This is a genomic window from Alkanindiges hydrocarboniclasticus (assembly GCF_001982605.1).
Classification (GTDB): Bacteria; Pseudomonadota; Gammaproteobacteria; order Pseudomonadales; family Moraxellaceae; genus Alkanindiges; species Alkanindiges hydrocarboniclasticus.
Genome location: NZ_MLCN01000052.1, coordinates 1 through 11,001, shown reverse-complemented (window position 1 = coordinate 11,001; position 11,001 = coordinate 1). Strand labels below are relative to the sequence as shown.

Below are 11,001 nucleotides of genomic sequence, written 5' to 3'. Positions count from 1 at the left end.
GTAAAAAGCTGGTTTATTCTGTAGGCTTTTGAATTTAAAAATATGATTGATATTCTAATCAGCAATTATTGTGGGGAATAATATGGATGGCCAGATGCCAATTAAAAAATATACGCTGAAAAACCGCCTTACAACAATTCTATGGTTTATTGCATGTATTGGTTTTTTACTGTCCCTGCCGATTATTCTGGGTGCATCAGGTTGGCTGCTGTTTGGTCTTATTATCTTATCGCTATTACTGGCGCTGCTGGCCACAGGTATTGCCCGGTATTTTTTTAAAAAACCAGCACGCTACCGCTTTCAATGGATTACATGGTCACTGGCATTGTTGTTCCTATTATCATTTGTTGTGGCAGCTCCGGTCTATTATCTGGCAGGTGTTACCCAGATGCATCCTGCGCTGGTGCCGCAAGTTACCTTGACCAATGGCGACAAGACTATTGTGTTTCAGGGCATGCAGCATGTGGGCATCGAGCGGTTTTATAAATCGGTGGTATATGATTTGGAAGATGCATTATCTAAAGGGTATGTGCTGTATTACGAAGGGGTAAGGCCCTCAACACCCGAAGCCGATACGTGGCTAAACAGGACAGTGACTGGCGGTACTGATTTGACAACCACCTATCGTTTGCTGGGAGATGTGTGCGGTCTTCAGTTTCAAAATGATTATTTTGGCTTGCTGGCGCAGGATGTCCGGCAACACCCACAATCACATGTGGTGGCTGATGTCAGTACCCTTGAGCTTAAAAATGAATATGACCGGTTAATGAGCACCGATGTGGAATTTGCACAAGCCATGCGACAGCAGGAGCAGGAAGCTGTAACCAGTCCGCCAGAGGTAAGCCATTTTATTACCTTTTTAAAAAAGGGAAGTGTAAGACAGCGTGAGCTTGCCGGCATTGTGTGCCGGGGAGTGATGACGATGACCCTGCGTCACGCTGATGAGGCGCAATCGGATAGCCAGCTAGATAAGGTCATCCTTGATTTTCGCAATGGAAAGCTGGCTGAGCAGCTACTGGCAGAACCGCGGGATAAGATTTACATTACTTATGGTGCAAAGCATTTACCGGGTGTTTTTAAGCTGTTGCACACGGCTGATCCACGCTGGCACAGTGTTTCTATAAAGTGGATGCGCACAGTGGATGAGCCTGAGAACTACATGGATAAATCACCGATTTAGTCAGGCAAAACGTTTAGTCAGGTAAAACGTTAGTTTAATTGCATCTTGGCCAATGCATGTTTTAGGGCTTGGCCAGCTAAGCATACAGGCCAGTTTATTCTGCGGTTTTAATGCGGTTCATATTCAGCCAGCCAGCGTTTTTTGGCAGCTTCTACCTTATGGCTGTTGTCATGCTGGGAAGGGTGAAAGTCCTTGCGGTAATAAGCAAAGTATTGCGGAATGGCCTTACGGAAAATCCCCGGCTTACCCCAGAGCGTATTTAACGCTTCCTTGAAGGCCTTAGGCTGAAACCCAGCGCCAGTGGTGACTTGCATCATTACTGTTCTCAACGAAATGGTGGTAATAAACCCGACTGTAATAAGCATCATTTCCCGTAGACGCAAGGCTTCATCGTCAACCACCTGCTTATAGACATCAAAGGCAACATTACGATGTTCCACTTCTTCAATCGCATGCCAGACCCATAATTTGGCAATGCTGGGATGAATCTGATCCATGACTTCCGGATGACCAAGCATGGCGTCAGCCAGAATAGCAGTAAAGTGCTCCAGTGCCGCAGTACGTGCCAGATTGGCCGCGGGGGTTGACCGGGCCTGTAGTTTAGTCAGCACTTTTCTGGCGGTTTCAGCATAAAAAGTGGCAGGATAGCCACGCTCATCCAGAAACTGGTTAAACAGCACATGCTGTTTGGTATGCTGGGCTTCCTGACCAATAAAACCGCGGATTTCATCTTGCAGTACCGGGTCGGTAATTGCAGTCTGAAAATGTCGCACACTGTCCATAAAAAAGCGCTCGCCTGCCGGAAAACCCACTGAAAACGCAGCCAGCATGGCGGTAAGCACAGGGTTATTGTTAAACCAGAATTTAGGCACATTCGCAGGAATAGGGTTATCCATTTGACGCACCTGAATTCTTTGGCTAATGGCCAGCGGTACGCGTTTAGAGGGAGCAAAAGTGGTCATGAGTTATTCCTGAAGGTCAAAGAGATCGGATGTCTTGGCTTGACATTAACAATCCTAGAGCCGCTTAAAACGGGGCTTGAATTGCCATAACCTGATGTAGATGCGTTGACAGCTTAGTGGCTTAAAGCGTGGTTAATATTAATTTAGCAGGGTTTTGCCATACTGGAGAGGTCCAAAAAGGCCGTTGTATTTGTCATTTATGGCCAATATGATGGTAATGAACCGGGATTTAACCATGCAGATGAAGGCCATATGACCACCAAGGTGCAAAGCTGGGACAACACATTAATTGCCGTGTATTACCCGATGGCATGGATTGAGTACGCAAGGGAAAAGGGCTTGCCGATTCAGCAAATGATGCATCGCTGCGGTATGGGCGATGGCAAGCTCACAGCTTCAACAAGTATTCTGGTCAGAAAATTTAGTCAACTGCTGGCTGAAATCCTGCTGCTAACCGGCAATCAGGGCACAGGTTTTGAGGTAGGGTGGCGCCTGCCGATTACAGCATATGGCAGCATCGGGCAGGCCATGTTATCCAGTAATACGGCACGGGATGCCCTGAATATCTGTAGCCAGTACTGGCGGCTGATTGCCCGGGGCTTTGACTTAAGTATCAGTTTGCATAACCATCAATGTGTCCTGACGCTAACACTTGCCGTACCCGTGCCGCAACCTTTCCGGCAGGTGTTGTTTGAATCCACACTGGCCAGTTTGTACCGGGGCTGTGTTGCGCTGGTTCCGGCAGCCATGGACTCCATTGAAGTCTGGCTGTCAGGACCGGAGCCTGCATACAGCACCCTGCTGCGGGAAAAAATCCCGTCTATTTGTTTTGATAGGCCAGCCACACAAATCCGCTTTCCGGCTGCCTTGCTGGATCAGGACTTAAGCCTTGCCAGCGCTACCGGCTTGCAAACCGCACTGGAGCGTTGTGAAGAAGAATTAACGGCTCTTAATCTTCAGGACAAAATGGCACAAAAGGTTATGGAAAAACTGCTGTGTACTGAGCACGGCTATCCGACATTAAACGAAATGGCAGAACAGCTCAATATGTCACCACGAACCTTGCGGCGGCGGTTATCGGCTGAAAACACCGGTTATGCCAGACTGATGGAACAAAGCAGACAACGAAACGCCCTGAAATTGCTGGATAACCCCCGGTTTAGTATTGCTGATGTGGCGCACCGTCTGGGCTATGGCGATATGGCCAATTTTACCCGGGCCTTTAAAAAATGGACTGGTACAACACCATCTGGATACCGCGCCTATTTAAAGGCTTGAAGATATAACTCCATACAGTTTAATAATAATTTTTTGCTACTGATTTATCGCATCAGTCAGCGCAATCAGTTTTTAAAGCGCTTGCGATATTCTGTAGAGGTTAATCCAATGGTTTTGGTAAAAATCTTGTTAAACGATGAGCTGTCCTGATAGCCAACCTGCCAGGCAATGGTTTCAAAACTCAGGCTGGTGGTTTCCAAAAGCATCTGGGCTTTCTGGATTCTTAAATTCTGGCAATATTCAATAATTGTCATGTCAGTTGCTTTTTTAAATCTCCTGAGCAGGGTTCTTTTTTCCAGCGCAATCTGTTCGGCCAGCAAATTGAGGGTAATTTTTTTTTCATAATTATTTTGCAGCCAGTGCTGAACCTTAATCATACTGACGTCGCCATGATCAAATTTTGGTGAAAAAGCCCAGTAATAGGATTGTTCGCGTGCCGGCGGATCAATCAGCATGTACTTGGCAAATTCAATCATCACTGTGACATTATAAAGTCGTTCCACCAGCTTTAATCCCATATCCATCCACGATAAACCACCAGCTGAGGTAATAATGTCATTGTCATCAATCAGCAGTTTATTAAAATCCAGTATCACATTTTGACATCGTTCCTTTATGGCTGCGTTATTACTCCAGTGCGTGGTCACCGTTCTGCCGGTAAGAAGCCCTGTTTGCAACAGGGTAAAAATTCCCGAACATATCGCACAGAGAATCACGCCATTTTCATGTAACTGGGTAAGCCATGTTGAATATACTTGCGCATCTTTTGCAGAAATCGGGGGTTCAAAGCTGGGCGGAATAATCGCCACATTGATGGTATTAACGCTATCGGCATGTGTATCAAAAGTCTTGATCATAATGCCATTATCTTCTTTCCAGTGAGTAACCCTCAGTTCTGGATAGTTTTTCTGCTGCGCAAATGCGCTGGCATGCTTGAATAAATCGGTTAGGCTCCATACCGAGGGCAAGTGGACTGCGGGGTATAACACCAGCGCAATTTCTATCACTTTATCCATGTGTCGTTATCCACCATAAATTTGTCATTAATGACTATTCCTCTTTTTGGGTATCTTTGTCAAGCTTATGCTATTGCTCAGATTAAAAAGTGTTAAGTATGAATAACAAAGCTGTTTTAGTTGTGGATTTACAAAATGAATATCTCGCCAGCGGTAAGCTACCACTGGTTAATATTGACCGTGCGCTACAAAATGCCAAACGTGTGATTGACGATGCCAGAAGCAAGCAGATTCCGGTCATTCATATACGCCATGAAGATGTTCGTCTGGAAACGCCATTTTTTGTACCGGCTACTGATGGCGTAAACATTATTGAAAGCGTCGCACCAGCTAATGATGAAGTGGTAATCACCAAAAATCATCCCAACTCCTTTTTAAAGACCCGGCTGCTGGAAGTTTTGCAGGATCAGGATATTAAGGAAGTTATCATTATTGGTGCCATGAGTCATATATGTATTGATGCAACCACCCGGGCCGCCTCGGATCTGGGCCTGACCTGTACGGTGGTAGAAGATGCCTGTACAACGATGGATGTGGAATTCAATGGGATGGCAGTGCCAGCAGCACAGGTACATGCTGTATTGATGGCTGCACTGGGTTTTGCCTATGCAGAAATCACCACAACCAGCCATTACCTGCATGCATAGTGCATCAGCAAGCGGTGATATGTGAAAAGCGCTACCAGTGAAGTGGCGCTTTTTTGGTGTATTGAATTATTCCTAGTTTATTTGAATCCGGTATGACGATAAAAAAAAGACATGTGTTAGAAACTGCATTATTTCTGTTTCATCAGGAAGGCTTTAGCAATGTAGGGGTAGATAGAATCATTGCAGAGTCTAAAATTGCCAAGATGACTTTTTATAAAAATTTCCCTTCAAAAATACAGTTGATTGAAGCGTGTTTAAGGGAAGAAAGCCTGCAAATTCAGGCCGCAATACATGAAAAGCTGGCTCGTTGCCAAACCCATGAGCCACTGGAAAAACTAAAAGCCATTTATAATTGGCATCATGCCCTGATTCATTCTGAAGGTTTTAATGGCGACCTGTTCCATAAGGCAGCCAGCACGTTTCTACAGCAGGACAGTGAAGTTTTTGCAATTATTGATCAGCATAAAACCTGGCAATTTAAGCTGATCAAGGCTCAGTTATTGCAACTCCAGATCAGGCAACCTGATACCTTGGCCAGTTTATTGGTGAACCTGCTGGATGGCATGTTATGCAATGCAAAGCATGATTTGATAAGCTCGGGTGGCGTGGACCATGACCTATGGCAGTTGTTTGAGCACTGTTTAATTCAGCAAAAAATCAGCCTTTCGGCTTAAATAGGTAGATTGCCAGTCAGATGTGCTGCATTGCCGATACGGCTAATTGGCCTATAGCTAGCGCATGCAATGGCTTGCCAAACCCATCAGGCCAACCACTAAAATTTGTGATACAGGTTGCTTGTTAATCCCGCAATTAGCTACACAGCAGCTGATCCCCAATAAAGCGGCAGGCCCTACGATGTGATGATGAGCCTGAGCCTGGTGTGTAGGCTTGAGTCCTGTTCATGTTTCTCATCCGGTTTTCATTGGCCAGACGAATTTCATCTTCATATTGCTTGGCATGCTGGCGGTCAGCTGCATATTTTCTGGCTTTCTCATAATTGGTTCTATAGCTTTTTGAATCATCACGGGCTGTGTAGCGATAGCCTTCTTCAGGCTCATCACGATTGGCATAGTTACCTTGACTGTAATATCGCTCGCTACCATAGCCATCACCAGTTTGATAGCTGTGTTTAGGCACGCTACTGATCACAGTGGCCGATTGATGGGCTGAGCTACAGCCGCCACCGGAATAAGTAATGTTTCCCTTGGCATCGATGCATTTCATTACCTGCGCATGAGTGAAGGGCGAAACCAACAGAATCAGGATTAAAAATTTTATATTCTGCATTTGTTGCTTCCAAATGGATTCAAGCTATTTTGTGTCAGATAAAAATGTTCTTTGGGAATACTTTTTATCATTAGAGAAAATATTATAGTCCAAAGATTTAGTGGTTTTAAAGCCAATTGTTTTAACATCAACCCCTTGCTGGAATCCGCTTATTTTTTAGTGCCTGCCATCCTGATTGTTTTTAGAAATTTCATTTAATGAAAGCATTGTGCCTGAATGAACTATTAACGCTAAAAAGCAGGGTTATGATTTTTATGCATGAATACGTTTAAGCCATAATCCAGTATGTGGCTTAGCCATTGATTAAATGAATATCAGGTTAAATGGCACAAGAAGCTTGCTCGCTAGTCACGTTATGCCCATTCTTATGAAAATAGATTATAGGAAATAAAGCATTATTTTGGTTGTTTGCTAAAAAAATTTAGCGTAGTAACAGTAAAACCGTTGCTACTGATAATAATAAAAAACTATTGACCTTTAATAAGCGCAAGCCAAGGGTTTTATAGCTAATCGACAGGCAATCCTTGCACAGGGTACTGTTCACAGCGCACTGGCCACATTTAAAACATTTAAGTGTCAGGGGCTTCATCATGTTATTTATCCTTCCAGAGCAATCCCACTGGAACAGTACGCAGTTAGCCGGGCAGTCAGGTGTGCAGCACAGCAGCGATTTACTGGGGTTGATGATTTAAAAGGTGGGTCAGAAATCATGCTGATAAGACAGTTTCTGAAAACCAACTTTAAATAATCACATTTTTAGACCCATGGTTTAAATGACGGGTTGATAGACACTATAGGACGGCTTGCTGTAAGCATAAGTGCGAAAACGGTTATGAATTATTCTGCTTGGCAGTCAAACGTTACGTTTATTAATTAAATGGCGGGGTTGTGTAGCATCGTGAATACATTAGCTTGGTTTACGTAGCAGGGATAACAAAACTCTCATCTTTCCTTTTGCTTGCTGCGTTTGTGCGCATACATGTGCTGATCAGCAAGACGGAAGGCTTCTCTTAAACCCGTCGCCGGAAGGCGCAAGGCAAACCCGATGGATGCGTCAACCTGTGCATTTTGTAAGGCCTGCTGAATACGGGTCAGCAAGCTTTCAGCTTCGGCTTCACTGGTTTCAATGGTTAAAATGGCAAATTCATCGCCACCCAGTCGTGCTACCACATCTTCTGTACGTACAGAGTGTCGTAAAGCCTGTGCTGCCCGCTGGATTAATTGATCACCCGCCTGATGGCCATAAGTGTCATTCACTTCCTTAAGGCCATCCAGATCCACCATATAAATGGCCGATGAATGCCCATAGCGGCGACTGCGTTCTTCTTCGGCCTGTAACAGTTGCTCCCAGCCACGCCGGTTATAAAGCTGGGTTAGCTCATCGGTTAAAGCTTCGGCCTTAAAACGCTCGAGTTTACGGGATTGTTCCTGCTGCTTGAGTTCATTTTGCAGAATATGGCTTAGCAGGCTACCCAGCAAGGTCAGCAGGGTTTCGTCCTGCTTAATGTCATCCGGCTGGGGAGCAGGGTCAAGGGCGCACAAAGTGCCAAACAGTTCTCCATTTTCCCATACAATGGGCTGGCCTACATAAGCCTTGATGGGCACCCGTTTGGTAATGGGCGCTTGGGCATAAATCGCCACGTCATCGGTTTTTGGGGCAATGCGTGGGCCTTTGCCAGAAACCATAAGCGAGCATAAGGAGTTGGCCCAGCTCATAATCTGTCCCGGCTTAAGGCCATAGCCGTGATCTTCGGCCTGCAACAAAATCAGGTTGTTGCTTTCAACGCGGGTAATTGCCCATAACGTGAAGCCAAAACGTTCATGTAAAAACTTCAGGACAGCACGGCCCGCTTCTTCAAAACTGGCATAGGCTTGTACATTCATACTAAATTCCTTTTTGCATTGCCCAATGCTGGTGCAAAAGTGATTGTCTTTTAGCCTAAAAGAGAACATCTTGATTAACTAGACAAATTCGTTTGAGTTTTATTATTGAAGTGCAAGAAATTAAGGCAATACTGTCTTGCTAGACCGTATTGCCAAAGAAGGACTTTGTTGTTTAGGCAAATGCTTACTCATCCGGTTGTGGTTGGCGCTGCTGGCCTGTAATGCTACTGGTGTTAGACATGGGTTGATGCAGGCTACCTGAGGAAGGTGATACCACCGGCCCTTCACCGATCCGGCTACTGGTCATAAGCGCCGTCAGGCTTTCAGTTAGTTGTGGCATTAGTTGATGGGACAGTATTTCTGCCTTGGTCAACCCGACATGGGCTTCTTCGCGCGGATTATCAATCAGTTCAATAATGGCTTTGGCCACATTAAGCGGATCATCTGGCAGGGGCATACGAATCACATGACCCGTATAATTGGCGGCATGTTCAAACCATGGCGTATCAGTTACCCAAGGGTTAACTGTACATACATGAATATCCTTAATTTTCTCGGTTTTAAGTTCCTGATAAAGCGCTTCACCAAGGCCCACCACACCAAATTTGGCCGTAATATACGATGCAAAATAGGGCATAGGTACTTTGCCAGCCGCAGAGCCTACATTGATTAGTGTGCCATAGCCCTGCTGTTTAAACTGGTTTAGGGCAACGTGGCTGCCAATAATCACACCCTGAAGTGATGTTTCAATCACCCGCAGGTGATCTTCCAGCGGCACTTCCTCAAACCGCCCGGCTGCACCAATACCGGCATTGTTAATCCACACATCAATTTTACCAAACTGTGCAATGGCTGCTTGTGCCAGTTGCTCAACATCCTGTGGCTTGCTGACATCAGTAGTTACTGCAATGGCATTCCCGCATTCCTTTGCCACGCTTTCAAGCAGTCCGGTACGGCGTGAGGCCAGTACCAGTGCCGTGCCATATTTGGCCAGTTGCAGGGCTGTAGCCTTGCCTATGCCACTGGAAGCTCCGGTAAGCACCACCACAAGCGAGCCATGATCCACAAAATCTGAATCTGAAACATCGGCACTTATTTCATTTTCCGGGCTACCCACTAGGCTTTCTAAAGGCATGATCAATCTCCTGACTTCCTGTTTTTAAACCCATCATAAATAGCCCATGATCAAAAAATGTCCCTATTTTGCAATAGTGCGGTAAAGCTACGTGCTGTTCATGTAATGTTATATATGCGGTGTTAATAGGCTGCTGTTAATGAACATGGGCTGTAATCTGCACCAAATTGGCTGATACAAATCAGGCAAAAAGCGGGAATTTAAGCTAAGAGTTTTTAAATGCAGGCGTTTTAAGGCCACACGTTTAAGAGTAGTAGTGCTATATCAGAGTCATCTGTTTAAGGTTAAGGCTTTGAATTCAGCTATTAAGCACTGGCTTAAATTTTTTATCACTAACAGAAAAACCCAACAATATGACTTTTTCTTTACCGTATAATTTTCTATAAAAGCTTTAAGTTTTTTAAAATATATTAATACCTAATGACTGACCGCAACGCCAAACAAGCCAGACTAGATGCCCTGCAGCAGGATATTGCCAACCTGAAATCTGAATATATTACCGATGAACAACTGGCCCGCATGACCGAAGTGATCAATGCTGCTTCAGTACAAAACCGTCAGCATGCAGCTTCTCGCGGATTAGCTGATAATTTTTTCCAGACTGAGGAACTGATTAAAAAGCTGGAAAGTGATATTGCCAGCTTGCAGGAAAGTGACCTGCTCATTAACAATGAAATGCGTCTATTACAGATGCAGCAACAGTTGCAAGCGGCACAAAATGAAATTGAACAATTGGCCAGTTTAATTCAAAAAAATCCGGCAGAACTTGCCCATTTTAAAGTCATTAACTGTATAGATCATCTGCCTGTTACTACACGGTTATATGAGCAAGCACAATCTTTGAGTTAATAAAATTTAATATCAGTATTAAGCTAAAAGATACAACGTTATTAACCAGTTTATTTTTATGAGTATTTGAAAATAATAAAGTAGCACTATTTATAAATAAGGACATACCGTCCTGTCTATTATAGTAATAAGTTATGTATAAAACTGAAAAATAAATTCATTTTTGCCATAATTTATACTAGTGCTAATCTGTGAATCATTGAATTATCAGTAGGTTTAAAAAATGACCCAAGCGTTTAAAAAATGCAAAGATTGCCATACTGTATTGCCGTCCAGCACCACAGAATGCTCGCATTGTAGCTTTGGTGATGAAAAGAGCTGGGCAATGATCTTTTTTACCTGTACGCTTTTAATTCTTGTAATATTGATTGGTTTTATTATTTTAAAAAATTTCTAATTTTAGAAGTAACAGTAACTTCAAAAATATTTCTGCCTAAATTTAAGTACCACAAATGTAGGTCAATATTAACAACAACTAGGGAAAAGCAAGTCAGTAAGAGTGCTGAGTTATAAATTGTACTGTAACGTAATTAAATAGCATTATAAAAAAAGATGCTCTAATTTATTTTTGAATTTCATTGAGTTATTCATACCTTCATTAAAAAGATTAATATTTATTCTGCAAAAATCTTTTAGAAAAGCTATCAAATACAAAGCTACGATACCAAAAAATCAATCTGTTAATACTTCTCTGTAGTAATGATTGGTAAAATGCAACCAATTTTATAAATAAACAGCAGACCTATCTTAAATAATCATAATT

Annotated in this window: 11 protein-coding genes; 5 read left to right on the top strand and 6 right to left on the bottom strand. The window is 43.5% G+C overall.

Annotated elements, in window-relative coordinates:
* Positions 1-94 precede the first annotated feature (94 nt).
* Positions 95-1,180: a hypothetical protein gene (locus BKE30_RS14490; RefSeq protein WP_143253785.1), complete on the top strand. Its 1,086-nt coding sequence runs from the start codon at positions 95-97 to the stop codon at positions 1,178-1,180.
* A gap of 107 nt (positions 1,181-1,287) precedes the next feature.
* Here BKE30_RS14490 and BKE30_RS14485 read toward each other — a convergent pair whose 3' ends face one another.
* Positions 1,288-2,142 (bottom strand): metal-dependent hydrolase, encoded by an 855-nt coding sequence (locus tag BKE30_RS14485; RefSeq protein ID WP_076879278.1) that lies wholly within the window; start codon positions 2,140-2,142, stop codon positions 1,288-1,290.
* A 252-nt stretch (positions 2,143-2,394) separates the two neighbouring features.
* Between BKE30_RS14485 and BKE30_RS14480 the strand changes: the two genes are divergently transcribed.
* Entirely contained in the window at positions 2,395-3,420 is a 1,026-nt protein-coding gene (locus BKE30_RS14480; protein ID WP_076879277.1) for a helix-turn-helix domain-containing protein, read from the top strand.
* A 65-nt stretch (positions 3,421-3,485) separates the two neighbouring features.
* Here the strand turns inward: BKE30_RS14480 and BKE30_RS14475 are convergent, their stop codons facing one another.
* Entirely contained in the window at positions 3,486-4,436 is a 951-nt protein-coding gene (locus BKE30_RS14475; RefSeq protein WP_076879276.1) for a GlxA family transcriptional regulator, read from the bottom strand.
* A gap of 98 nt (positions 4,437-4,534) precedes the next feature.
* Between BKE30_RS14475 and BKE30_RS14470 the strand changes: the two genes are divergently transcribed.
* Both BKE30_RS14470 and BKE30_RS14465 read left to right on the top strand, forming a co-directional pair.
* Positions 4,535-5,083 (top strand): cysteine hydrolase family protein, encoded by a 549-nt coding sequence (locus tag BKE30_RS14470; RefSeq protein WP_076879275.1) that lies wholly within the window; start codon positions 4,535-4,537, stop codon positions 5,081-5,083.
* A gap of 92 nt (positions 5,084-5,175) precedes the next feature.
* Entirely contained in the window at positions 5,176-5,757 is a 582-nt protein-coding gene (locus BKE30_RS14465) for a TetR/AcrR family transcriptional regulator (RefSeq protein WP_076879274.1), read from the top strand.
* 136 nt (positions 5,758-5,893) lie between these two features.
* Here the strand turns inward: BKE30_RS14465 and BKE30_RS14460 are convergent, their stop codons facing one another.
* From BKE30_RS14460 to BKE30_RS14450, 4 genes are all read right to left on the bottom strand, one after another.
* Positions 5,894-6,307 carry a hypothetical protein gene (locus BKE30_RS14460; RefSeq protein ID WP_158073202.1) on the bottom strand — a complete coding sequence of 138 codons (414 nt, stop codon included), beginning with the start codon at positions 6,305-6,307 and terminating at the stop codon, positions 5,894-5,896.
* A gap of 484 nt (positions 6,308-6,791) precedes the next feature.
* Positions 6,792-6,962, bottom strand: a complete 171-nt coding sequence (locus tag BKE30_RS16090) for a hypothetical protein (RefSeq protein ID WP_158073201.1) — start codon at positions 6,960-6,962, stop codon at positions 6,792-6,794.
* A gap of 350 nt (positions 6,963-7,312) precedes the next feature.
* On the bottom strand, positions 7,313-8,254 hold the full coding sequence (locus BKE30_RS14455; RefSeq protein ID WP_076879272.1) for a GGDEF domain-containing protein: 942 nt from the start codon (positions 8,252-8,254) through the stop codon (positions 7,313-7,315).
* A 184-nt stretch (positions 8,255-8,438) separates the two neighbouring features.
* A complete protein-coding gene (locus BKE30_RS14450) occupies positions 8,439-9,389 on the bottom strand; it encodes an SDR family NAD(P)-dependent oxidoreductase (RefSeq protein ID WP_083698604.1) in 951 nt (316 codons plus the stop codon).
* Between the two features lie 420 nt (positions 9,390-9,809).
* Here BKE30_RS14450 and BKE30_RS14445 point away from each other — a divergent pair, with 420 nt between their 5' ends.
* Positions 9,810-10,238: a hypothetical protein gene (locus tag BKE30_RS14445; protein WP_076879271.1), complete on the top strand. Its 429-nt coding sequence runs from the start codon at positions 9,810-9,812 to the stop codon at positions 10,236-10,238.
* Positions 10,239-11,001: the final 763 nt, after the last annotated feature.